The organism is Streptomyces sp. AM6-12 (assembly GCF_044327085.1).
GTDB lineage: Bacteria > Actinomycetota > Actinomycetes > Streptomycetales > Streptomycetaceae > Streptomyces.
This window is the reverse complement of record NZ_JBIQWN010000001.1, coordinates 6,099,718-6,122,485: the sequence shown is the minus strand read 5'-3', so window position 1 is coordinate 6,122,485 and position 22,768 is coordinate 6,099,718. Positions and strand designations below refer to the sequence as shown.

Annotated in this window: 24 protein-coding genes; 6 read left to right on the top strand and 18 right to left on the bottom strand. The window is 72.0% G+C overall.

Annotation, left to right across the window (positions count from 1 at the left end; translation table 11 throughout):
- Positions 1-164: 164 nt before the first annotated feature.
- A complete protein-coding gene (locus tag ACE4Q9_RS27920) occupies positions 165-539 on the top strand; it encodes an RNA polymerase-binding protein RbpA (protein WP_003977404.1) in 375 nt (124 codons plus the stop codon).
- A 139-nt stretch (positions 540-678) separates the two neighbouring features.
- Here ACE4Q9_RS27920 and fxsA read toward each other — a convergent pair whose 3' ends face one another.
- From fxsA to ACE4Q9_RS27900, 4 genes are all read right to left on the bottom strand, one after another.
- Positions 679-1,239, bottom strand: a complete 561-nt coding sequence (gene fxsA / locus ACE4Q9_RS27915) for an FxsA family membrane protein (RefSeq protein ID WP_397986975.1) — start codon at positions 1,237-1,239, stop codon at positions 679-681.
- Positions 1,240-1,281: 42 nt separating this feature from the next.
- Positions 1,282-2,079: a polyprenol monophosphomannose synthase gene (locus ACE4Q9_RS27910; protein WP_397986974.1), complete on the bottom strand. Its 798-nt coding sequence runs from the start codon at positions 2,077-2,079 to the stop codon at positions 1,282-1,284.
- A gap of 610 nt (positions 2,080-2,689) precedes the next feature.
- Positions 2,690-4,279, bottom strand: coding sequence for an amidohydrolase (locus tag ACE4Q9_RS27905; RefSeq protein WP_397986973.1), 1,590 nt, complete (start codon positions 4,277-4,279; stop codon positions 2,690-2,692).
- A 103-nt stretch (positions 4,280-4,382) separates the two neighbouring features.
- Positions 4,383-4,823 (bottom strand): Lrp/AsnC family transcriptional regulator, encoded by a 441-nt coding sequence (locus ACE4Q9_RS27900; protein WP_111586615.1) that lies wholly within the window; start codon positions 4,821-4,823, stop codon positions 4,383-4,385.
- Positions 4,824-5,038: 215 nt separating this feature from the next.
- Between ACE4Q9_RS27900 and ACE4Q9_RS27895 the strand changes: the two genes are divergently transcribed.
- Both ACE4Q9_RS27895 and ACE4Q9_RS27890 read left to right on the top strand, forming a co-directional pair.
- Positions 5,039-5,473, top strand: coding sequence for a hypothetical protein (locus ACE4Q9_RS27895; protein WP_397986972.1), 435 nt, complete (start codon positions 5,039-5,041; stop codon positions 5,471-5,473).
- A 103-nt stretch (positions 5,474-5,576) separates the two neighbouring features.
- Positions 5,577-5,885 carry a hypothetical protein gene (locus ACE4Q9_RS27890; RefSeq protein ID WP_397986971.1) on the top strand — a complete coding sequence of 103 codons (309 nt, stop codon included), beginning with the start codon at positions 5,577-5,579 and terminating at the stop codon, positions 5,883-5,885.
- On the opposite strand, the gene ACE4Q9_RS27885 is transcribed toward ACE4Q9_RS27890, so the two are convergent.
- Positions 5,848-7,020: an acyl-CoA dehydrogenase family protein gene (locus ACE4Q9_RS27885; RefSeq protein ID WP_397986970.1), complete on the bottom strand. Its 1,173-nt coding sequence runs from the start codon at positions 7,018-7,020 to the stop codon at positions 5,848-5,850. The genes ACE4Q9_RS27890 and ACE4Q9_RS27885 overlap by 38 nt on opposite strands.
- Positions 7,021-7,395: 375 nt before the next feature.
- Here ACE4Q9_RS27885 and ACE4Q9_RS27880 point away from each other — a divergent pair, with 375 nt between their 5' ends.
- A complete protein-coding gene (locus ACE4Q9_RS27880; protein ID WP_397986969.1) occupies positions 7,396-7,557 on the top strand; it encodes a hypothetical protein in 162 nt (53 codons plus the stop codon).
- 8 nt (positions 7,558-7,565) lie between these two features.
- On the opposite strand, the gene ACE4Q9_RS27875 is transcribed toward ACE4Q9_RS27880, so the two are convergent.
- The 4 genes from ACE4Q9_RS27875 to ACE4Q9_RS27860 all read right to left on the bottom strand — a co-directional run bounded on the left by ACE4Q9_RS27875 (position 7,566) and on the right by ACE4Q9_RS27860 (position 11,990).
- Positions 7,566-7,706: an SCO1431 family membrane protein gene (locus ACE4Q9_RS27875; RefSeq protein ID WP_397986968.1), complete on the bottom strand. Its 141-nt coding sequence runs from the start codon at positions 7,704-7,706 to the stop codon at positions 7,566-7,568.
- Between the two features lie 101 nt (positions 7,707-7,807).
- Entirely contained in the window at positions 7,808-9,196 is a 1,389-nt protein-coding gene (locus tag ACE4Q9_RS27870) for a peptidase C39 family protein (protein ID WP_397986967.1), read from the bottom strand.
- A gap of 218 nt (positions 9,197-9,414) precedes the next feature.
- Entirely contained in the window at positions 9,415-10,956 is a 1,542-nt protein-coding gene (locus ACE4Q9_RS27865; RefSeq protein WP_397986966.1) for an amino acid permease, read from the bottom strand.
- A 77-nt stretch (positions 10,957-11,033) separates the two neighbouring features.
- Positions 11,034-11,990 (bottom strand): hypothetical protein, encoded by a 957-nt coding sequence (locus tag ACE4Q9_RS27860; protein ID WP_397986965.1) that lies wholly within the window; start codon positions 11,988-11,990, stop codon positions 11,034-11,036.
- 280 nt (positions 11,991-12,270) lie between these two features.
- Between ACE4Q9_RS27860 and ACE4Q9_RS27855 the strand changes: the two genes are divergently transcribed.
- Positions 12,271-12,891: a uridine kinase gene (locus ACE4Q9_RS27855; protein ID WP_397987349.1), complete on the top strand. Its 621-nt coding sequence runs from the start codon at positions 12,271-12,273 to the stop codon at positions 12,889-12,891.
- Positions 12,892-13,319: 428 nt separating this feature from the next.
- Positions 13,320-15,182 (top strand): AAA family ATPase, encoded by a 1,863-nt coding sequence (locus tag ACE4Q9_RS27850; protein WP_397986964.1) that lies wholly within the window; start codon positions 13,320-13,322, stop codon positions 15,180-15,182.
- A 76-nt stretch (positions 15,183-15,258) separates the two neighbouring features.
- Here ACE4Q9_RS27850 and ACE4Q9_RS27845 read toward each other — a convergent pair whose 3' ends face one another.
- From ACE4Q9_RS27845 to ACE4Q9_RS27805, 9 genes are all read right to left on the bottom strand, one after another.
- Positions 15,259-16,347 carry a hemolysin family protein gene (locus tag ACE4Q9_RS27845; protein ID WP_397986963.1) on the bottom strand — a complete coding sequence of 363 codons (1,089 nt, stop codon included), beginning with the start codon at positions 16,345-16,347 and terminating at the stop codon, positions 15,259-15,261.
- Positions 16,344-17,678, bottom strand: coding sequence for a hemolysin family protein (locus ACE4Q9_RS27840; protein WP_397986962.1), 1,335 nt, complete (start codon positions 17,676-17,678; stop codon positions 16,344-16,346). Before ACE4Q9_RS27840 ends, ACE4Q9_RS27845 begins: the two co-directional genes overlap by 4 nt.
- A gap of 215 nt (positions 17,679-17,893) precedes the next feature.
- Positions 17,894-18,349 carry a PH domain-containing protein gene (locus tag ACE4Q9_RS27835; protein WP_397986961.1) on the bottom strand — a complete coding sequence of 152 codons (456 nt, stop codon included), beginning with the start codon at positions 18,347-18,349 and terminating at the stop codon, positions 17,894-17,896.
- A 10-nt stretch (positions 18,350-18,359) separates the two neighbouring features.
- Positions 18,360-19,208 carry an ATP phosphoribosyltransferase gene (gene hisG, locus ACE4Q9_RS27830; protein ID WP_397986960.1) on the bottom strand — a complete coding sequence of 283 codons (849 nt, stop codon included), beginning with the start codon at positions 19,206-19,208 and terminating at the stop codon, positions 18,360-18,362.
- Positions 19,209-19,282: 74 nt separating this feature from the next.
- On the bottom strand, positions 19,283-19,555 hold the full coding sequence (locus ACE4Q9_RS27825) for a phosphoribosyl-ATP diphosphatase (protein WP_007491392.1): 273 nt from the start codon (positions 19,553-19,555) through the stop codon (positions 19,283-19,285).
- Between the two features lie 34 nt (positions 19,556-19,589).
- The gene (gene ribH, locus ACE4Q9_RS27820) at positions 19,590-20,075 is read right to left on the bottom strand and encodes a 6,7-dimethyl-8-ribityllumazine synthase (protein ID WP_397986959.1); all 486 of its coding nucleotides are present in this window, start codon (positions 20,073-20,075) and stop codon (positions 19,590-19,592) included.
- A gap of 55 nt (positions 20,076-20,130) precedes the next feature.
- On the bottom strand, positions 20,131-21,435 hold the full coding sequence (locus tag ACE4Q9_RS27815; protein WP_397986957.1) for a bifunctional 3,4-dihydroxy-2-butanone-4-phosphate synthase/GTP cyclohydrolase II: 1,305 nt from the start codon (positions 21,433-21,435) through the stop codon (positions 20,131-20,133).
- Positions 21,432-22,073 (bottom strand): nicotinamide riboside transporter PnuC, encoded by a 642-nt coding sequence (locus ACE4Q9_RS27810; RefSeq protein ID WP_397986956.1) that lies wholly within the window; start codon positions 22,071-22,073, stop codon positions 21,432-21,434. The genes ACE4Q9_RS27815 and ACE4Q9_RS27810 overlap by 4 nt, the downstream gene beginning before the upstream one ends.
- Positions 22,070-22,675, bottom strand: coding sequence for a riboflavin synthase (locus tag ACE4Q9_RS27805; protein WP_397986955.1), 606 nt, complete (start codon positions 22,673-22,675; stop codon positions 22,070-22,072). The genes ACE4Q9_RS27810 and ACE4Q9_RS27805 overlap by 4 nt, the downstream gene beginning before the upstream one ends.
- Positions 22,676-22,768 lie beyond the last annotated feature (93 nt).

Sequence of the window (22,768 nt, the reverse complement as noted above, 5' to 3'; positions counted from 1 at the left end):
TGCCAGCAGATGTGACAAACCGGGCGCCTGTGGGTAGAACAAGGGGCGGCTACGACGGCGACGCATGACCCGGAACGGGAATCTTTACCGCCGACCGGACGTTGACCGGATGACGACGACAGCGACACCTGTCCTGTGGGCGACAAGCCCGGGAGGCACGATTCATGAGTGAGCGAGCTCTTCGCGGTACGCGCCTCGTGGTGACCAGCTACGAGACGGACCGCGGCATCGACCTGGCCCCGCGCCAGGCCGTGGAGTACGCATGTGAGAAGGGTCATCGCTTCGAGATGCCCTTCTCGGTCGAGGCGGAGATCCCGCCGGAGTGGGAGTGCAAGGTCTGCGGGGCCCAGGCACTCCTGGTGGACGGCGACGGCCCGGAGGAGAAGAAGGCCAAGCCCGCGCGCACCCATTGGGACATGCTGATGGAGCGGCGCACCCGCGAGGAACTCGAAGAGGTCCTCGAGGAGCGCCTGGCGGTGCTGCGGTCGGGGGCGATGAACATCGCCGTGCACCCCCGGGACAGCCGCAAGTCGGCATAGCGGGCACGCCGCAAGCGCACAGACACGAGGCCGCGGGCGCCGTACGTTCTTCAGGGACGTACGGCGCCCGCGGTCTGTGTTTTCCGTCTGTGTGTCCCGGGGCCGCCGCGGGGCTCCCGGCCGGCCAGCGGCGGGCGTCTCAGCGGGTCAGCGGCGGGCGCCGCTCGTCCGGGTCCGGGCCCTCGGCGCGCTCCTCCCGGATGACCTCGCCCTGCACCACCTTGCCGTCGGGCCGGTGCATCCGGGCCTGCTGGAAGGCGTCGCCCAGGCTGCCCGGCGCGGCGGCCCGCAGCCGCTTCCCGACGGTGTTCTCCGCGAGCCGGCTCACGGCCTTCTGCACCGGCGGCAGCAGCAGGAGCAGGCCGAGGGCGTCGGAGACCATGCCCGGAATGATCAGCAGCAGGCCGCCGAGCATCGTCAGCCCGTTGCCCCCGCCGCGCTTGGGGGAACCGCCCCGCTGGAGCGCCTCGTTCAGGTTCTGGAAGGCCCGCCGGCCCGCCCGCTTGATCACCACCGAGCCGGCGACCACTCCGGCCACGAGCAGCAGGAACACGGTCTCGCCGCCCGCCGCGCCCGCGACCAGGGTCAGCAGCCAGATCTCCAGCACCAGCCACGCGGCGACGCCCAGCGGCAGATACCTGCGCAGCCGGGAGCGCCGGGGCCGGGCGGTGTACGGGGAGGTCGGAGCGCCAGTCGTCATACCCCCAGTGTGCCTGGCGCCGGCTCAGCGCCGGATAAGGGGCTAGGAGGTGCGCTTGTCCTTGCCGGTGAGCCTGGCGACGCGGTCCCCCGCGCCCCAGGCGGTGACCCGCCACAGCGCCTCGACCAGGATGTCCTTGCTCATCTTGGAGTCGCCCAGCTCGCGCTCCACGAAGGTGATCGGGACCTCGATCACGTGGTAGCCGGCCTTGACCGCGCGGCGGGCGAGGTCGACCTGGAAGCAGTAGCCCTGCGAGGCGACCTCGTCCAGGCCCAGGCCCTTGAGGGTCTCGGCGCGGAAGGCGCGGTAGCCGCCGGTGATGTCGCGCAGCGGCAGATCGAGGGCGAGCCGGGAGTAGAGGCTGCCGCCGCGGGAGATGAACTCGCGGGACTTGGGCCAGTTGACCACCCGGCCGCCGGGCACCCAGCGGGAGCCGAGCACCAGATCGGCGCTCTTGAGGGCGGTGAGCAGCCGGGGCAGCTCCTCGGGCTGGTGGGAGCCGTCGGCGTCCATCTCGACCAGCACGCCGTAGTCGCGCTCCAGGCCCCAGCGGAAGCCCGCGAGGTAGGCGGCGCCCAGGCCCTCCTTGCCCTTGCGGTGCATGACCTGGACGTGGTCGTCCGCGGCGGCCAGCTCGTCAGCGAGCTTGCCGGTGCCGTCGGGGCTGTTGTCGTCCGCGATCAGCACGTGCGCCTCGGGGACGGCCTTGCGCACCCGGCCGACGATGGTCTTGATGTTCTCCGCCTCGTTGTAGGTCGGGATGATCACCAAGGCCGTGCCGAGCGGACCGAACTGCCTCCCCTGGGCCTTGGCCGCGAGGGTCCCGTCGCCGTCGTTCACTGCTGCCCCTTCTGGTCGTACGCAGGCGTCCACCATAGTGGCCGCCGCCTGGGTAGACGTGACAGCTCGTTCCTATGGTGGTGTCGATTGCACAAGAGTGGGGTAAGAACGTGTGTTTCGGGATGTTCTCGGCCCGTTCGCGCCACGTTCTTTTCCTCTTCCGACTGTTCGGAGGGTTCCGAACCCGGATGGGTTGCCTCCACCGTGCTGCGGATGGGGGCCCGGCGCCCTTCGGGCCGACCTGGGACCCGCTGGCTGCGGATCGACCGAGAGCCGTTGTCTACTGAGGCCGGGCCCCATCCGGGGTCACACCTGGCCGACCGGCTGGAACGCTCCCCCGCCGGCGCGGGCGCTGAGCCTGGCTGCCAGTGGCGGCACCCCGGTGCGGGGCGCCGTCCCCTGACCCAGCGGCGCGGCGGAAAGATGCGCGAACGCTTCCCGGTCGGGCGTCCGGTGGTGGACTCGGACGAACCTACCGGCCTTCCGCGCCCGACTGTCAACAGCGCTCTGACCTGCGTGTTCTCGACGCCGCTCGGGAAGCGGTGCGGAGGATGCGCAGGTCGCGCGCCAAGGCGCGGTCACACGGCGGCCGTCGCGCCGCCCCCGGAGATCACTCGCCCGGCCGTACGAAGACCGTCCGGCCGCCCACCACGGTGCGCAGGCAGCGGGGCAGCTCGGCGCCCGGGGTGAGGTCGGGCAGTCCGGGGGTGCCGGAGCGGGGGTCGGTCGACCAGCGGGCCACCCGGTCGTCGGGGGCCTGCACGACCAGCTCGCCGGTGCGCCACACGGCGAAGTCGGCAGGGGCGCCGGGCACCAGGACGCCCGCGTCGTCCCGGCCGATCGCCCGCCAGCCGCCGCGGGTGTGCGCGGTGAAGGCGGCGCGCACGGAGACGCGGTGCTCGGGGGTGTGGTGGAAGGCGGCGGCGCGGACCGTGCCCCAGGGGTCGAGCGGGGTGACAGGGCTGTCGGAGCCGAAGGCCAGCGGGACGCCGGAGCGCAGCAGGGCGGCATACGGGTTGAGGGTGCGGGCCCGCTCGGCGCCGAGGCGGCGGGCGTACATGCCGCCCTCGCCGCCCCACAGCGCGTCGAAGGCGGGCTGCACGGAGGCGATCAGGCCCAGCTCGGCGAAGCCGGCCACGGTCTCGGGAGTGAGCATCTCGGCGTGCTCGACCCGGTGCCGGGCGGCCCGGACGCGGGCGAGGCCGACCTTCTCGGCGGCGGCGCGCACCCCGTCGACCACGGAGGTCACGGCGGCGTCCCCGATCGCGTGGAAGCCCGCCTGGAGGCCCGCCTCGGTGCAGGCGATCACATGAGCGGCGATGGCGTCGGTGTCGAGGTAGGCGGTGCCGCTGTGGTCGGCGTCGGCGTACGGCGCGTGCAGGCAGGCGGTGTGCGAGCCGAGGGCGCCGTCGGCGAAGAGGTCGCCCGCGGCGCCGATCGCGCCCAGCTCACGGGCCTTGTCGACGTCCTGCTCGGCCCAGTAGCCGAGGACGCGGGGGCCGGGCAGGGCGGCGGCGAGCTGGAGCAGGCCGGTGAAGTCGTCCTCGGAGGAGATCTGCGGTCCGCCGCACTCGTGCACCGAGCCGATGCCGAGGGAGGCGGCGTGGGTCAGCGCGGTGCGCTGGGCCTCCTCGCGCTGGGCGGGGGTGATGGCGGCGAAGGCGGCCGCGCGTACGGCGTGGTGGGCGTCCTTGGTCAGGGGGGCGTCGGCGCGGGGCAGGTCGCCGCCGACCATGTCCAGCAGGGCGGTGGTGACGACGGCCGAGTGCGCGTCGATGCGGGAGAGGTACAGCGGGCGTCCGCCGGTGGCCTCGTCCAGCTCCGCACGCGTCGGCGGCCGGCCACCGGGCCAGCGGGCGGCGTCCCAGCCGTGACCCAGCAGCACGCGGTCCGCCGGACGGGCGGCGGCGAATTCCCGGACCAGCGCGAGGGCGGCGTCCAGGGAGGGGGCGGCGGACAGATCGAGGCCGGTCAGGGCGAGGCCGGTGGCGGTGGTGTGCACATGGGCGTCGGTGAAGGCCGGCGTGACCAGGGCCCCGTCGAGATCGATCACCTCGCCCACCCCGTCGGCGAAGGCGTCCGCCGCGCCCTCGGACCCGACCCAGGCGATATGGCCGGCCTCCACGACCATCGCGGTGGCGAAGGGATCGGCGGGGCTGTGTACATCGCCGTTGCGCAGGAGGAGGGTGCGGTCGCTCATAGGCGACAGTTTCCCTCGGATGGTGGGTGGCGTTGCATGTGGGGCGGGAACGCGGTGGCGGGCCGGCTGCCGGCGGAGGGGCGCGGGGAGTCCGGCGGTGCCGTCAGATCTGCGGGGGGCGGGCCTCGTAGGGGGTGGAGAGGACGACCGTCGTACGGGTCGACACTCCGGCCAGACTGCGCAGCCGGGCCAGGAGTTCCTCCAGTTCGTGGGGGGTGGCCACGCGGACCTTGAGGATGTAGTTCTCGTCGCCGGCAACGCTGTGACAGGCCTCGATCTCGGGCACGCCGGCGAGGCGGTCGGCGATGTCGTCGGGGGCGCTGGGGTCGAACGGCTTCACCGAGATGAACGCGGTGAGGGGCAGCCCGACCGCCTCCGGGTCGACCACCGCGGCGTAGCCGCGGATGACGCCACGCTGTTCGAGCCGGCGCACCCGCTGGTGCACGGCCGACGTGGACAGGCCCGTGGCCTTGCCCAGGTCTGTGTAGCTCATCCGCCCGTCCTTGACGAGCAGCTGCACGATCTGACGGTCCAGCTCCTCCATGGCGCCAAAACCTACAGGGCGTTCGATCTTCTCGGACAGCCGACGGCCCTCCATGGACGGCAGTATGGTCATCTGCACGCGGCATGTGACGAACGCCACACCGTTCGAACAGGCTCCGTGATGTTCTCGTGATTACCACCGAGAGCGGGCGGGAAGTGCTTGCTGTGGTCGTGGCCGACGAGCCTTTCACGGCCCAGCCTTAGGGGGAGAATCCCATGCAGAGTGTCAAGCGCCCTGGTCGATCCGCGTCCAAGCGGCAGCAGCCGGTCGTCGAGCCCGAGCCGGAGGGCGTCGAACCCGACGCCTTCGAGGAGGAGCTGGACGCCTACGACACCTTGGAGATGTACCGGGTGATCTGCCCGGACTGCGCACAGCCGATCGCGCTGCTGGCGGACGAGAGGGTCCTGCCGGAGCACGCGCTGTGCGCCTCGCCGTGGAACCCGTTCGGGCTCACGGTGTGCGCGGGCACCGGCCGTTCGGCCGCCGACGCCCGCCCCGCGGACGAGTCCGTCGTCCCGCAGGAGCAGGACACCGCGCTGCTGCTGACGCTCCCCCAGGGTCTCGACTGGCGGACGCAGCCCTTCTCGCACGTCGGCGGTCCGGGCTCGCGCCCGATGCGGGTGCCGGAGATGCGCCGCCGGGCCGCCTGAGCCCCGCCCGCCCCGCGCCCCGGCCCCGGCGCCTCGCCGGACGTCCCTGGACTGACGCCCGATTCGGGCGGGCGGTGACCTGCCCGCCCGGTGCCGCGTTCTCATGGGTATGACATCCCCGCACTCGGCCACCGGGCGCCGGCTCCGCATCCTCGTCCCGCGCCCCGCGGTGCCGGACCGGTCCGCCGCTGTGCAGGACCCGCCCATCTACCGCGAGCTGCTGCGTGCCTGGGCCGACCGCGGCCGCACCCTGCCGGGCCGCCAGGACCCGGAGTGGGTGCGGCTGGCGGCGCCGACGGTGCGTACGGGCCAGTTCAGCGCGGGCCAGTTCGGTCCGGGCCGGTTCGCTTCCGACCCGTTCGGCCCGGGCCTGCTCAGCGGGCTTCGGGTCCCGCCACATGACGGGCGATGACGATCCGCTGGATCTGGTTGGTGCCCTCCACGATCTGGAGCACCTTGGCCTCACGCATATAGCGCTCGGCCGGGAAGTCGGCGGTGTAGCCGTACCCGCCGAGGATCTGTACGGCGTCCGTGGTGACCTTCATGGCGGTGTCGGTGCAGTGCAGCTTGGCCATGGCCGCCTGCTTGGCGAACGGCTTGCCGGCGTCGCGCAGCCGCGCCGCGGCGAGGTACAGGGCGCGGCCCGCCTCGATCTGCGTGGCCATGTCGGCGATCATGAAGCGCAGGCCCTGGAAGTCGGCGATGGGCCGGCCGAACTGCCGTCGCCCGGTGGCGTAGCCGACCGCCTCGTCCAGCGCGGCCTGGGCGACGCCGATGGCGCAGGCGGCAATGCCGAGGCGGCCGGAGTCGAGGGCGGAGAGGGCGATGGTGAAGCCCTGGCCCTCGTCGCCGATGCGGCGGTCGTCACCGACGCGGACGCCGTCGAAGTGGACCTGGGCGGTGGGTGAGCCCTTCATGCCCATCTTCTTCTCGGGCGCGGCGGCGCTGAGGCCCGGCGCGTCGCCGGGCACGAGGAAGGCGGTGATGCCGCGGGGGCCGTCCTCGCCGGTGCGGGCCATGACGGTGTAGAAGTCGGCGATGCCGCCGTGGGTGATCCATGCCTTGGTGCCGGTGATCACCCAGTCGTCGCCGTCCCGCACGGCCCTGGTGCGCATGGACGCGGCGTCGGAACCGGAGGAGGGCTCGGAGAGGCAGTAGGCGCCGAGGAGCCCGCCGCCGAGCATCGCGGGCAGGTGCTCGACCCGCTGCTGCTTGGTGCCGTAGGTGGCGAGCGCGTAGGAGGCGAGGGTGTGCACGCTGAGGCCGAGGCCGACGGTGAGACGGGCCGCGGCGAGTTCCTCCAGCACCTGGAGGTAGACCTCGTACGGCTGGTCGCCGCCGCCGTGCTCCGTGTCGTACGGCAGGCCGAGCAGGCCCGATTCCGAGAGCAGGGTGAAGACCTCGCGCGGGAAGCGGCCCGCGTCCTCCTCCTCGGCGGCCTTCGGGGCGATCTCACGCCGGGCTATCTCCCGGACGAGGGTGAGCAGGTCCCTCGCCTCGTCCGTCGGCAGTTGACGCTCCACCGGCTGCGGGTCGCGGTCGGACATGGCGTCGGTCTCCTCCCTGGTGGGGAACCGGCGGCACGGCCCACGGGTCAGGGCGGCTCCGCCTGATCGTTCCGTTACGGCCACGGTGCGCACCCCCGGATCACGGAAGCCCGCTGACCAGCGGCTGCGCTGAGTATGCCCGAACATCGGACTCCCGTCACCAGTTAACGACCGCTCACTCCAACATTCCAGCCGGGGGCTCGCCGGGGGGTGTCGTGGAGGGGTCCGCGGGACGGGTGGGAACGCGGCCGGCACACGGTCCGCGCGGCCGGAAACCGTTCCCCCGCCGTTGACCTACTGGTCTAGTCCTCCTACGGTCCTTGACCGACGCGTCAGCGCGTGCGGGTGATTCGCTCACGGATGCGAGGAGGCACGATGCGGCATTCTCAGCGGTTTCGGGTGCGGACGCTGGTCTCGGCGGTGTGTGCGGCCGTGATCGGTGCCGGGTTGCTGGTCGGGGCGGGGGCCGTCAGCGGCGGCGGGGACGGGAGCGTCCAGCACAGCAGTGCGCCGGGGTTGATCAAGTCCCTGGAGTAGGGCCCGGTTCAGAGCAGGCCGAGCTGGGTGACCAGCATCGCGGTGACCACGACGAGCACCCAGCCCACCACGTGTTCGAGGATCTTGGGCCCGTCGTCGCGGGGGCCGCCCGTGCGGACGCGGGCGGCGGTGGCGGAGTGTGCGGTCATGCTGGTACTCACAGAGGTCGGACGTACGAAGCGGTCTCCCCCACCGTCCGTCCACCTTGCCACCCGCGACGGCCCGCGCGGCGATGAGCTTGCTCACATGGTCAGCGCACACCCACCGCGGCCAGGGCCTTGAGCTGGTGGGCGCTCGGATGCGCCGGGAAGTAGAGGTAGCAGACCCCGCCGCTGCCGGAGGCGACCGCGCCGGAGGCGTTGTAGCGCTTCGTCCGCAGCCAGATGTTCTCGAACTCCCGGCGCTTGTAAACCCGTCGTACCGCGTCGTCGTTGGGCGAGGCCGGGTCGTTGGCGATCACATCGCCGTCCGCGGTGAAGCCGATCACGGTCATGAGGTGCCCGGAGGTGCCGTAGCCCGCCCCGGTCAGCTCGGTGCTCAGGAACGACTGGGACGTTATGGCCGGGATGCCGGCCGCGATCAGCGTCTCCAGGTCCGTCAGCGAGGCGAGCCGGGTGACGACGCCCTGGAGGCCGTCGAAGGTCGCCGCGTAGGCCGCGTTGAACGGCCAGTTGCCGCAGCCCTGGTACTGGTAGTCGTACGTGAAACGGGCGGCCGCGTCGACCTGCGGGTCAGCGTAGGACGGGTCGATCCAGGACAGTTGCCCGGCCGTGAGCCGGCCGCCCCAGTACTCCACGATCATCTGCGAGGAGGTCGGGCTGCACCACGCCTCGCCGCCGTTGTCGTACTGCGGGTACTGGCCCTTGTGGATCTCCTGCGAGTAGCGCGGCACCACCAGTTCCTGCGCGAGGCCGGGCGTGGAGGCCGGGACGGTGAAGCGGTCGGGGATGTCGGAGCCCATCGCGCCGAGCCGCCACACGGTCGGGGTGAGCCGTGTGCCCGGCTTGCGGTAGAGGGTCAGGCGCAGCCGGTACGAGACGAGGCGCAGCCCGGTGGAGGCGTCGTCGATGGCGAAGGTGTCGGTCCAGACGCTGCTCTTGCCGTCGCTCTGGCCGTCCACCGAGGTCCGCTTGATGTCCTGGTCCCCGGCCGCCCAGCGGCCCATCACGTACCAGGGCGTGTCGCCGCCGTCCGAGTACGTGCCGCTCAACTCGACCTGGATCCAGGTGCCGTCGGGGGTGTGCGCGTTCCAGGAGGCGACGACCTCGGTGGCCGGGACGGTGAGCCGGTGGCGCGGGGCGGTCCAGGTGGCGTACTCCCAGGTCGCGGTGGTGCCGGTGTGGGGGTCGGTGTAGTCGACGGAGCCCGCGGGGGCGCCGATGACCACGCCGGGGCGGTCGCCGGAGACCGGGCGGGCGCCCCGGACGGTGCCGGTGCGCCACTCGCTGTACGTGGTCCAGGCGTGGTAGTCGATGGGGCGGGCCTCCGCCAGGCCGGTCTCCTTGGTGGCGAGGGGTGCCCGCGCGGTGGCGGTGCCCCGCCGGGCGGCGGCCGCGGCGGGCGTGGCGGCGGTGGCCACCGCGGCGGCGACCGCGACGGTCAGGACGCTTCTGCGGGACGGCTGTTGGGCTCTGCTCATGGGCGCGACTACCCCCAGGTGTCCGGAGTCGGGGCTGGATCATGTGCACGTCGTGCGCCAACTATGGGGCAGCCGCGGGGTCCCTGCCAGCACTTGGGGCGATGCCGCGCCATGAACATTGGTCTGATCCGGTGACGGCGCCGGCACAGGACGGACAAAGGCCCCGGCCCCGGTACCGCGGGTGGCGGTGCCGGGGCCGGGGCCCGGTCGCGCGTGGTTCAGACGAGGTCCATGGCCGCGATCTCGTCGGGGCGGCCGTAGCTGATCGGGCCCTGGAAGCGGCGGCGGGCGGTGGCGAACCACCAGATGGTGGCCACCAGCAGCACGACGACGAGGGCGATCGGCGCGTAGTTGAAGGAGTCCACGGTGATCGGGGACGCCTGCGGCAGCATGAACAGGATGCTGCTGAGCACGATCCAGATCACGGCGAGCCAGCCGACCGGCTTGCTCCAGCGGCCCAGGTTCCACGGGCCGGACTCGAAGGCGTCACCGAGCCGCAGCCGCAGGAAGATCGGGACGGCGTAGGCGAGGAACAGGCCGACCACGTTGACGCTGACGATCGCGGTGAAGGCCGTGTGCGACCACCAGCCGGGCACGATGAGGGCGAGCGAGCAGGCCACCGCGAGCCAGACCGCCTTGACGGGGGTACGGGTGCGCGGCGAGACCGAGTGCCACAGGCGGGAACCGGGCATGGCGCCGTCGCGGGAGAAGGCGAAGATCTGCCGGGTGTTGCTGGTGAGGTTGGCGAGACCGCAGAAAAGCATCGCGCCGATGACGATGAGCAGCATGACCTTGGCGGTGGTCAGGCCGAGGCCGTCGATCAGGATCTGCACGGGCGGCGCACCGTTGGCGGCTTCCTTGGCGTAGTCCTTAATGCTGTAGACCAGTGCAAGCATCAGGATGAGCCCGGTGATCGCCGAATACCCGATGGCGCGGGTGATCCCCTTGGGCGCGTTGACCGTGGCTTGCACCGTTTCCTCGGACATGTGGAAGCTGCCGTCGAAGCCGGTGAACGTCCAGCTGGTGACCAGCAGTCCGAGCATGCCGCCGTAAAGGCCGCTCGTGAAGCCGGTGTTGTTCTCGAAATGCGTGACGAAGGACGCCGACTGGTGGTGATCCGGTATCACTATGAGTGCGCCCACGATCACCACGAGTCCGATCAGTAGCCACCACACGGAAATGCGGTTGAGGACGGCGACAAGCTGGACCGTGTAGGTATTGGCGAGCCCCTGGAGCACGATGATCAGGGCCGTGATCAGCACCGTCTGGTGGACGGTCGGCTGGTAGGAGGGCCACTGGAGTTGCACGAAGGCCTGGATGAAGGTGGCCGCCGCATAGCCGGTGGCGGCGGTGCCGCCGATCTGTCCGACGAAATTCAACCAGCCCGTGTACCAGGACCAGGCGCCCTTGTGGCGCTTGGCGAGTTTACCGGCGGAGAAATAGAGGGCACCGCTCGTCGGATACGCGGAGGCGACCTCGCCCATGGCCGCGCCGATGAGCAGCACCATGAGCGAGACACCGATCCACCCGAACACGAGAATGCGCGGGCCGCCCGCGTTCATACCGAATCCGAAGGACGAGAAGATACCCGACAGGATATTGATGATGGTGAAGGAGATCGCGAAATTGTCGAACGCCTGGAAACGGCGGGTGAGTTTCCGCGGATAACCCATCGCGTGCAGGGTCGCGTCGTCGTCGAGCACGACCGCGTCTTCTCGGCCGCGGGACTTGGCCCGGGGAGCAGACATCCGTTCTGACACAGATCGGCCTTTCTCTCGTGCCTCTCGAACGCTCGGGGGCGCTCGACGAGGGGGGACGGGTGACGAGCAAAGGGGGGTCACGCGGGTCCGGGGACGGGCAGCCCGCAGGCCCGGCGTGCCCGGGAGAGCTGTTCGGCGGGGTCGCCGAAGGCGCTCCAGGGCATGCGCGAGGCGTACGGGCCCATCGCCGCGAAGACCGCGCGGGCCTCGAACTCGCGCTGGCCCATGACCAGCGCGTGCGCGAGGTAGGCCAGGTCGAGCACCGGCGTGAAGCGGTAATCGGGCACCGTGGGAAGCCAGTTGTGGTAGATCGCGAGCGCGGTGGCGCGCCACTGGGGCTGCTCCCAGACGCGATCGGCGAGCAGTTGGGTCGGGTTGTAGCTCTCCACCAGGGCGACCAGCGGCAGCAGGCGCAGCGCCGAGTCGGCGGGCGCGCGCTGGCTGAGGAAGGCGGCCACGTCCCAGGCGGCGTTGACCGAGCCGCCGTGCCGGGCGAAGAAGGCGGAGAGGAAGCGGTGGTGGGCCTCCCGGTGCCAGGGGTCCAGGGTGAGGATGTGCGCGAACAGCCGCCAGGGGCCGGGCGGTGAGGTGAGCAGGCCCTGCGGGGCGGGGTCGCGCAGCCGGTGCAGCCGGGCCATGGCGAGCTTGGCCACCCACGGGGTGGGGTCCCGCGGGGCCAGCGCGGCGGCCCGTTCGCAGGCGGTGAGCGCTATGCGCTCCAGGGCCTCGGCGCGGTCGTCGTGCCCGTCGGCGGCGCGCAGGGCGCGCTGGACGGCGACACGGGCCCACATGAGGGCCGCCTCGGGCGAGGGCTCCTCGGCCAGCCAGCGTTCGACCAGGTCGGTGCCGGCCGCCTCGGAGGCGAGGACCAGGGAGCGGTGGGCGCGCAGGGCGAAGTCGTCGCGCGTCTCGGCCAGCGCCTCGTACGCGTGCCGATATCGCCCGGCGCGGACATCGACGCAAACGCCGGCCAGGACTCGGTCGTCGGCAGCCGGGTGCCACACATACTGCCCTTCGAATAACTCCGCGGCCATGTCCCCTGCCTTGTTCACGCGCCGTGTCCCCCGGCCACCGCTTCCCGCGGTAGCACAGGAGGCACCTTACTCAGCACGGAGGAGACCCGGAACGCCGAATTCGACATATCGGTCAGGGATTCGAGAATGTTTATCGAAGGTGAGCGAGGAGACCCCGACCAGCGGTAGTTCAAGGAGTAACTTACTTTCGTGCGGGCCCTCGGCGGCCCGCCCGCTATGCGCCGCTACTAGACTCTTCCCGGAAAACCCCCCACACCGCATCACACCTTCGGGAATCGTCATTCAGCATCTCGCCGTCCGGCTGCGCGCCCTGCCGCCCTCCCTCGGACCGGTCCGGCTGGTCGCCGTCGACGGGCACGCCGGCTCCGGGAAGTCCACCTTCGCCGGGCGGCTGGCCGCCGCGCTGGGCGGGGCACCGGTGCTCCACCTCGACGACATCGCCAGCCATGAGCGGCTGTTCGCCTGGACCGACCGGCTGCGGACGCAGGTGATCGAGCCGCTGTCCCGCGGCGAGGCCGCCGCCTACCTCCCCTACGACTGGAACACCCGCGCGTTCGGCCCGGCGCGCCCGCTGCCGCCCGCGCCGGTGGTCCTGCTGGAGGGCGTGGGCGCGGGCCGGCGTGCGCTACGGCCGTTTCTCGCCGAACTGCTGTGGATGGAACTGCCCCGCGAGGAGGCGTGGGCGCGCGGCCGGCGGCGGGACGGGGCGGCGCAGCGGGAGTTCTGGGACGGCTGGGTCGAGGCCGAGCGCGCGCACTTCGCCGGGGACCCGACCCGCCCCCACGCCGGGCTGCTGGTGCGCCAGAGGGATGAGGGGTACGAGGTGCTGCCGGGGCCAGCGCGACCCCGGGGATCGGGCCAAGGAGTGACCCTGAGTGACGACCCCACCCCCATGTGGTGAAACGGTGAAGACTCTTGTCGGCCAACTTCCCGAAGTGCCCCAACTTCGCTTGACCGGGGGGCCGTACAGGTCTTACGTTCTCAATGTGCGGCGATACGAAGCCGCCAACAGACGCGAAGCCCCCGGTTGTTCCCCCGTGATCGGGGGCTTCGTTCTGCCCGCGCACCCCTTTCCAGGTCGTTTGCGCCCCCTTGCGATCACCCTCGGTCACTGAAGCGACCGGATTCCGTCCGCTCCCACCGCGCCGATCGGCCTGTGCCGCACCCTTCGGCACGCGGTACCCGCGCGGGTACGATGCCCTTGGTGCGAGCTTCGGCAACAGCCTCGCGCACCTGCAACTCCGGTCCGCGGCACGGCGGTTCGGCCGCGGCGGCCGCCGGGCGACCGTCCGGCGGTGAACCACGGGGGCACGGTCTGTGGGGGACGTGATGGACTTCGGCACGCAGGGCCCGGAGGCCCCGGCCGACCTCGCCTGGCTGCGCGGGGTCGACGCCTACACCATGGGCGCCTATCCACAGGCGGAAGAGGAGTTCCGGGCCGCGGTACGGATGGATCCGGGCATGGCGGACGGCTGGCTGGGGCTGCACGCGCTCCGGGTCGACACCACCACCGCGCTGCTGCGGATGTTCCGGCACCGCGAGCGTTTCGGCGAACAGCGCGCCCGGCACCGCCGTCCGATCAACTCCTGGTACTGGCTTGGCTGGTGGGTGCAGCCGGTGCTGGAGAGCCCACGCGATCTGCTGCTCGCGCACGCCTCGCACTGGCTGGACGGCCGGCACGTGCCCGAGCTGGACCGGGCGCTGGCCGGGCTGCCCCCCGTCGACACCGATCCCCAGGTCCGCTTCCTACACGCCTGCCGCTCCTACCTGGTCAAGGACTGGGAGCAGCTGGTACGGCACACCGACCCGCTGCTGGACGATCCCCTGCTCGGCATAGAGGCGGGGCTGTTCGGCGGCATGGCGCGGGTGCGCCTGGAGATGTACGGGCAGGCCGAACCGCTGCTGTCGGCGGCGCTGATGCGCTGCCGCAGCGAGCAGCCGCAGCGCAAGGAACTGCGCTACTGGCTGGCGCGGGCGCACGAGGGCACCGGCCGCTCCGCCGCCGCGCTCCCCCTCTACCGGGCCGTGCACCGGGTCGACCCCGCCTTCATGGACACCTCGGCCCGGCTCGCGGCGATCGCCGAGGGGGACGGCTACGACGACGCGGCCGGCCTCGCCGCGATCACGCTGACCGGCGCCGGGCAGGACACGGTGGACGGGCCGGACGGCTTCGATCCGTTCTTCGGCACCGAGGGGCGCGATCTGCGGCTGCCGGAGCCGGAGCCGCCGGCCGGGCCGCTGCCGGGCGTCGCCGAGCCGGGGGTCCGCGACCGGGCCGGGGCACCCGGCTCGCCCCTGCCCACCGGTCCGACCGATCCCGCGCTGCTCGAACAGGCGCTCGCCGAGCTGGAGCGGATGGTCGGGCTCGAACCGGTCAAGCGCCAGGTGAAGGCGCTGTCCGCGCAGTTGAACATGGCGCGGTTGCGGGCCGGGCAGGGGCTGCCCGTGCAGCCGCCGAAGCGGCACTTCGTCTTCTCCGGGCCCTCCGGGACCGGCAAGACGACGGTGGCCCGCATCCTCGGGCGGGTGTTCTACGCCCTCGGGCTGCTCGGCGGGGACCATCTCGTCGAGGCGCAGCGGGCCGATCTGGTCGGCGAGTACCTCGGGCAGACCGCGGTGAAGGCGAATGAGCTGATCGATTCCGCGATCGGCGGGGTGCTGTTCGTGGACGAGGCGTACTCGCTCTCCAACTCCGGGTACGGCAAGGGGGACGCGTACGGGGACGAGGCGCTCCAGGTGCTGCTGAAGCGGGCCGAGGACAACCGGGACCACCTCGTGGTGATCCTCGCGGGGTATCCCGAGGGGATGGACCGGCTGCTCGCGGCGAACCCCGGTCTGTCGTCCCGCTTCACCAGCCGGGTCGACTTCCCCTCGTACCGGCCCGGTGAACTCACCGAGATCGGGAAGGTGCTGGCCGCGGAGAACGGGGACCAGTGGGACGAGGAGGCACTGGAGGAGCTGCGGTCGATCGCCGGGCACGTGGTCGACCAGGGGTGGATCGACGAGCTGGGCAACGGGCGGTTCCTGCGCACGCTGTACGAGAAGAGCTGCGCGTACCGGGACCTGCGGCTGTCGGCGTACGCGGGGTCGCTGTCCCGTGAGGACCTGGCGACGCTGCGGCTGGCCGACCTGATGCAGGCGTACGGGGAGGTCCTGTCGGGCCGGGGACCGCAGGACCCGTCCCCAGCGTAGGCCCCCCGAAAGGCGCGGGGAGCCGCGCGAGCGACCCGCCACCGGGCCGCGACCGCACGGCTCCCCCGCACCGCGCCTACGTGGCGAGCGCCTGTTCCGACTCGCCGCTCACCCTCGGCTCCGTCAGCCGCATGTCGGCGCTTCCCCGGTGCGCCGGGTCCCGCACCTCGCCCACCAGCATCTCCAGGACGTCCTCCAGCGCCACCAGCCCCAGCACCTTCCCGGACGCGTCCGCCACCTGGGCCAGGTGCGTCGCGGCGCGGCGCATGACCGTGAGGGCGTCGTCCAGGGGCAGCTCGGCCCGCAGGGTCGTCATCGGCCGCCAGATGTTCTGCGGCACCGCCCGCTCGGAGTCCTCCAGGTCGAGTACGTCCTTGACGTGCACGTACCCCATGAATGCGCCCTTCTCGGTGGCCGCGACCGGGAAGCGGGAGTACCCCGTGCGCGCGGTGAGCCGCACGATCTCCCCCGAGGTGACCGCGGGCGTCACCGTGACCAGGGACTCACGGCGCAGCAGGACGTCGGTGACCGGGCGGGAGCCCAGTTCCAGGGCGTCCTCCAGGCGCTCCCTCTCCTCCGGGTCGAGCAGACCCGCCTGCCCGGAGTCCTCCAGGAGCCGGTTGAGCTGCTCGCTGGTGACGACGGCCTCCACCTCGTCCTTGGGTTCGACGCGGAACAGCCGCAGCACGGCCTGGGCGACGGCCCCGAGGGACACGGTGATCGGCTTGCACACGCGGGCGAACCAGACCAGGCCCGGACTGAGCCACAGCGCCGCCTTCTCGGGCGCCGCCATGGCGAGGTTCTTCGGCACCATCTCGCCGATGACCAGGTGGAAGAAGACCACCGCGGCCAGCGCGATGACATAGCCGAGCGGATGGATCACGCCGTCCGGGAGGTGCAGCGCCGCGAACGCCGGCTCCAGCAGATGCGCCACGGTCGGTTCGGCGACCGCGCCGAGCGTCAGGGAGCACACGGTGATCCCGAACTGGGCGGCGGCCATCATCTGCGGCAGCCGCTCCAGGCCGTACAGCACCTGCCGGGCGCGGGCGGTGCCGAGCGGTTCGATCTGGCTGCGGCGCACGGAGACGAGCGCGAACTCGGCGCCCACGAAGAAGCCGTTGGCCAGCACCAGCAGGGCGGCGAGGACCAGTTGGAGCACGCTCATCGCGAGGCCTCCGCGAGGTTCGCCGCCGGGGCGGTCCGCACCAGGCGGACCCGTTCGGCGCGGTAGTGGCCGACCTGGCGGACCGCGAGCCGCCAGCCGGGCAGTTCGGCCCGGTCGCCGGGGGCCGGGATGCGGCCGAGCAGGTCGGCGACGAGTCCGGCGACCGTCTCGTACGGCCCCTCGGGCACCTCCAGGCCTATGCGCTGGAGGATGTCGACCCGGCAGCTGCCGGCCACGTCCCAGGCGGGCCTGCCGTCCTCGGGCGGGGCGGCGGCCAGCTCGGGCACGTCCTTGGCGTCGTGCTCGTCGCGGACCTCGCCGACCAGTTCCTCGACGATGTCCTCCAGGGTGACCACGCCGGCCGTGCCGCCGTACTCGTCCACCACGACCGCGATGGGCTGTTCGCTGCGCAGCCGGGCCAGCAGGGGCTGGACGGGCAGGGTCTCGGGGACCAGCAGCGCGGGGCGGGCGATGCGGCCGACCGGGGTGCGCAGCCGGTCGTGCGCCGGGACGGCGAGGGCGTCCTTGAGGTGGGCCATGCCGACGATCTCGTCGATCTTCTCCCGGTAGACGGGGAAGCGGGACAGGCCGGTGGCGCGGGTGAGGTTGACCACGTCCTCGGCGGTGGCCGAGTCCTGGAGCGCGCTGACCTTCACGCGCGGGGTCATGACGTGCTGGGCGGTCAGCTCGCCCAGTGACAGGGTGCGGACGAACAGGTCGGCGGTGTCCTGTTCCAGGGCGCCGGCCAGGGCCGAGTGCCGGGCCAGGGAGACCAGTTCGCCGGGGGTGCGGGCGGAGGCCAGTTCGTCGGCGGGTTCGACGCCGAGGGCGCGGACCAGCCGGTTGGCGACCGTGTTGAGCGCGGCGATCACCGGCCGGAACAGCCGGGAGAAGTGGTGCTGGGGGCCGGCGACGAAGCGCGCGACCTGGAGCGGCCGGGAGACCGCCCAGTTCTTGGGCACCAGTTCGCCGATCACCATCTGGATCGCGGAGGCCAGCAGCATGCCGACGAGCACGGCGGCACCCGAGGCGACACCGGACGGCAGGCCGAGCGCGGCGAACGGGGCGCCCAGCAGCCGGCCCAGGGCGGGTTCGGCGAGCATGCCGACGACCAGGGAGGTGATGGTGATGCCGAGCTGGGTGCCGGAGAGCTGGAAGGAGAGCTCCTTCAGCGACTCCACGACCGTACGGGCGCGCCTGTCGCCGTCGGCGGCGGCCTTCTCGGCCTCGGGGCGCTCGACCGTCACCAGGCCGAACTCGGCCGCCACGAAGAATCCGTTGGCCAGGATCAGCAGGAACGCGGCTGCGAGGAGCAACAGGGGGGTGGTCATGATGCCGCCGCCTTCCCGGTATGTCGGGTGGGGGCGGCGCAGGTACTACAGGACGATCCGTCCATCGCCGGGGGGATTCACTCCTCGGGTCGCAGGAACCCCTGGCGCCGGGGCGGCACACAGGGGCGGAGGCGCGATCGGCGCGGCCTCCGCCACCCAGATTAATCAAGACGGGGCCGGGCGGGCAGGGTGGGCGACCCGCAGTCGGCCCCGAGTCAGCCCTGATCTTCCCCCAGGCGGGCGGCCGAGTGGGCCTCGGCGAGCGCCCGCAGCGCCCTGGCGTCGGCGATCGCGCGCCGCTTGGCCATGCCCGGCTGGATGCCGAGCGCGGGCAGGCTGGTGCCGTCACTGAGGTTGAGGAACACCCAGGGATCCCCCGGACGGAGGTTCACCTGAAGGATCTCCGCCCAGTCCAGGCGCCGCTTGCTGACGATGTTCACGACGGTCACGCCGCTCTCGTCGGCGACGACCTTGATCCGGGCCAGCTGGGCGAGCACCCAGAAGATCAGCGCCCCGGTGACCACGAAGCTCATCCGCTCCCCCGGACCGAGGCCGTCGAGGAACAGGGCGACCGCCGAGATGGTGAGGAAGATCGCCACGGCGGCGGTGAGCAGGATCACGCGGGTGTGGCCCGGCCGGAAGGTGACCGGCAGGGTGGGCAGGTCGGACATCACATACCCCTCAGAGGCGGCAGGCGTGGATGGCCGTGGTGAGGATGGCGCGGGCGCCGATGGCGTAGAGGTCGTCCATGATCCGCTGCGCGTCCTTGGCGGGCACCATGGCGCGGACCGCGACCCAGCCCTCGTTGTGCAGCGGGGAGACGGTCGGGGACTCCAGGCCGGGGGTGAGGGCGACGGCCTTCTCCAGCTGCTCGACCCGGCAGTCGTAGTCCATCATCACGTACGTCCGGGCGACCAGGACGCCCTGGAGGCGGCGCAGGAACTGCTGCACCTTGGGCTCCCCGGCGTCCGCGCCGGTGCGGCGGATCACGATCGCCTCGGACTTCATGATCGGCTCGCCGAAGACCTCCAGGCCCGCGTTGCGCAGGCTGGTGCCGGTCTCCACGACGTCGGCGATGACCTCGGCGACGCCCAGCTCGATCGCGGTCTCCACGGCGCCGTCCAGGTGCACGACGGAGGCGTCGACGCCGCTGTCGGCGAGGTGCCGGGCGACGATGCCCTCGTACGAGGTGGCGACCGTACGGCCCTTCAGGTCCTCGACGCCGTTCGCGGTGCCCGGCTTCCCGGCGAAGCGGAAGGTGGAGCGGGCGAAGCCCAGCGGGAGGATCTCCTCGGCGTCCGCGCCGGAGTCGACCAGCAGGTCGCGGCCGGTGATGCCGATGTCGAGGCGGCCGGAGGAGACGTAGATCGCGATGTCGCGGGGGCGGAGGTAGAAGAACTCGACCTCGTTGCCCGGGTCGACGATCCGCAGTTCCTTGGACTCGCGGCGCTGCCGGTAGCCGGCCTCATGCAGCATGTCCGCCGCAGGGCCGGACAGGGAACCCTTGTTGGGGACGGCGATGCGCAGCATGAGGACGGCTTCCTTTGCGGTGAAGGGGGTTGGTGCGGTGTGCCGCGGCAGGGCGCGGCGGTACGGCGTCTCGGTCAGAGGTGGGCGTAGACGTCGTCCAGGGAGATCCCGCGGGCGACCATCATCACCTGGACGTGGTACAGCAGCTGGGAGATCTCCTCGGCTGCCGCCTCCTTGCCCTCGTACTCGGCGGCCATCCAGACCTCGGCGGCCTCTTCGACGACCTTCTTGCCGATGGCATGGACCCCCTTGCCGACCAGTTCGGCGGTGCGGGAGGTGGCGGGATCGCCGTGGGCGGCCTTGTGCTGGAGCTCGGTGAAAAGCTCCTCGAACGTCTTCTTGGACATGGTGGTCCTTACCCTACGCGCTCCGGCCGGCGCCTCAGTGCCAGGGTTCGGATACCGAACGCAGCGTCGCGGCCGTGGCGACCGCCGCGATCACCGCCTCGTGGCCCTTGTCCTCGCTGGAGCCCTCGATGCCGGCCCGGTCCAGGGCCTGCTCCTCGGTGTCGCAGGTGAGCACGCCGAAGCCGACCGGGACGCCGGTCTCCACGGAGACCTGGGTGAGGCCCTGGGTGACGCCCTGGCACACGTAGTCGAAGTGGGGGGTGCCGCCGCGGATGACGACGCCGAGGGCGACCACCGCGTCGTAGCCGCGCGCGGCCAGCACCTTGGCGGCGACCGGGAGCTCGAAGCTGCCCGGCACCCGGATCAGGGTCGGCTCGTCGATCCCCAGGTCGCCGAGGGCGCGCAGGGCGCCGTTCACCAGACCGTCCATCACCTTCTCGTGCCACTGCGCCGCGATGACGGCGACCCTGAGGTCGCCCGCGTTGCGTACGGACAGTTCCGGTGCACCCTTGCCGCTCACGTCTCTCCTAAGTGCCTTCTGACTCGACTGGCGTTGCTTGTTCGCTGGTTGTGGCCTACTGGTTCGGGCAGGTGGCCGGGGTGTCCAGCCAGGGCAGGTCGTGGCCCATGCGATCCCGCTTGGTGCGCAGGTAGCGCAGGTTGTGCTCGCCCGCCCGGACCGGCATCGGCTCGCGCGCGGCGACCTCGACCCCGTGCCGCTCCAGCGCGTCGGCCTTGTCGGGGTTGTTGGTCATCAGCCGGACGCTGTGCACGCCGAGGTCGGCGAGGATCTGGGCGCCGGCCCCGTAGTCGCGGGCGTCGGCGGGCAGGCCCAGTTCCAGGTTGGCGTCAAGCGTGTCGCGGCCCTGTTCCTGGAGCTCGTAGGCGCGCAGCTTGGACAGCAGACCGATGCCGCGGCCCTCGTGCCCGCGCAGGTAGACCACGACACCGCGGCCCTCCTCCTGGATGCGGGCCAGCGAGTCGTCCAGCTGGGGGCCGCAGTCGCAGCGCAGCGAGCCGAAGACGTCGCCGGTGAGGCACTCGGAGTGCACCCGGACCAGGACGTCCTCGCCGGTGCCGAGGTCGCCGTGGACGAGGGCGACGTGTTCGACGCCGTCGACGGTGGAGCGGTAGCCGTGCGCGGTGAAGGTGCCGTGCCGGGTGGGCAGCAGGGTCTCGGCCTCGCGGCGGACGGTGGGCTCGGTGCCGCGGCGGTAGGCGATCAGGTCCTCGATGGAGATGATCGTCAGGCCGTGCTTGCGGGCGAACGGGATCAGCTCGGGCAGCCGCAGCATCCGGCCGTCCTCACCGGCGATCTCCACGATGGCGCCGGCCGGGCGCAGCCCCGCGAGCCGGGCGAGGTCGACGGCGGCCTCGGTGTGGCCGTTGCGCTCCAGGACGCCGCCGGGCCGGGCGCGCAGCGGGAAGACATGGCCGGGGCGCACGAAGTCGGCGGGCCCGGCGGTGCCGCTCGCGAGCAGCTGGAGCGTGGTGGCGCGGTCGGCGGCGGAGATGCCGGTGGTCACGCCGTGCGCGCCGGAGGCGTCCACGGAGACGGTGAAGGCTGTCTTCATCGACTCGGTGTTGTCCTCGACCATCTGCGGCAGCCGCAGCCGGTCCAGTTCCGCGGCCTCCATCGGGGCGCAGACCAGGCCCCGGCACTCGCTCATCATGAAGGCGACGATCTCGGGGGTCACCTTCTCGGCGGCGATGACGAGGTCGCCCTCGTTCTCCCGGTCCTCGTCGTCGACGACGATCACGGGGCGTCCGGCGGCGATGTCGGAGACGGCCTGCTCGACGGGGTCGAGGGTGAACTCCTCGATGCCGTCACCGTCGTAGGAGTAGGCGTAGGGGTCGTAGAGCGGGGTGGCCGGGGTCATGCCGGTGCTCCTTCCAGAACGGGCCGCGGGCTCTTGCGGGAGCGCAGCCACCAGTCGCGCATGCCCCACAGGACGAGTGCGCCGTAGATGACGTAGACGAAGCCGGAGAAGGCGTAGCCGTTGGCGAAGTTGAGGGGGACGCCGACGAGGTCGACCAGCAGCCAGGCGAACCAGAACTCGACCATGCCCTTGGCCTGGGCGTACATCGCGACGACGGTGCCGACGAAGATGTAGGCGTCCGGCCAGGGGTCCCAGGACAGCGCCGGGAACGCGGTGAACAGCAGGGCCACGGCGACGGTGCCGATCGCGGCGGCGCCGAGCAGCGCGGCGCGCTCGCGCCAGGTGGCGAAGCGGGGGGCGATGTGGCCGTCGCCGGCCTGGCCCCGGCCGCGGTTCCACTGCCAGAAGCCGTAGAGGGCGACCACCATGACGACGGCCTGCTTGCCGGCGCTGCCGGTGAGGTGGCCGTAGAAGGCGGCGAAGAGGACGAGGCCGGAGGCGAACTGCACCGGCCAGCTCCACAGGGAGCGGCGCCAGCCGAGGACGAGGCCGATCAGGCCGAGGATGTTGCCGGTCATGTCGGACCACAGGATGTGCTGCCCGAAGAGGGTGAACGCCACGGTGTTGAGCGAGTTCACCGGCCGGCCCCCTGACCGGCCGCGAGCAGCCGCTCCACGTACTTGGCGATCACGTCCACCTCCAGGTTGACCGGGTCGCCGGGCTGCTTCACGCCGAGCGTGGTCAGGGCGAGGGTGGTGGGGATGAGGCTGACGGTGAAGTAGTCGGGGCCCGCGTCCACGACGGTGAGGCTGATGCCGTCGACCGTGATGGAGCCCTTCTCGACCACGTAGCGGGCGAGGTGGGCGGGCAGGGAGATCTTCACGATCTCCCAGTGCTCGGAGGGCTTGCGCTCCAGGATCTCGCCGGTGCCGTCGACATGGCCCTGCACGATGTGGCCGCCGAGGCGGGCGCCGACGGCGGTGGGGCGTTCGAGGTTGACGCGGGAGCCGGTGGTGAGCGCGCCCAGGCTGGAGCGGTTCAGGGTCTCGGCCATGACGTCGGCGGTGAACTCGTCGCCCTCGTGGTCGACGACGGTGAGACAGACCCCGTTCACGGCGATGGAGTCGCCGTGCCGGGCGCCGTCGGTGACGACGGGGCCGCGGAGCCGGAAGCGGGAGGCATCGCCGAGGTTCTCGACGGCGGTGACTTCACCCAGTTCTTCGACGATTCCGGTGAACACTTCCCGGGTCCTCCTGCCTCATGGGGCACGGACTCCGGGGCCTGTCGATGACGACAGAGTCTACGGATGAGCACACGAGTCGGGACGTCGCCG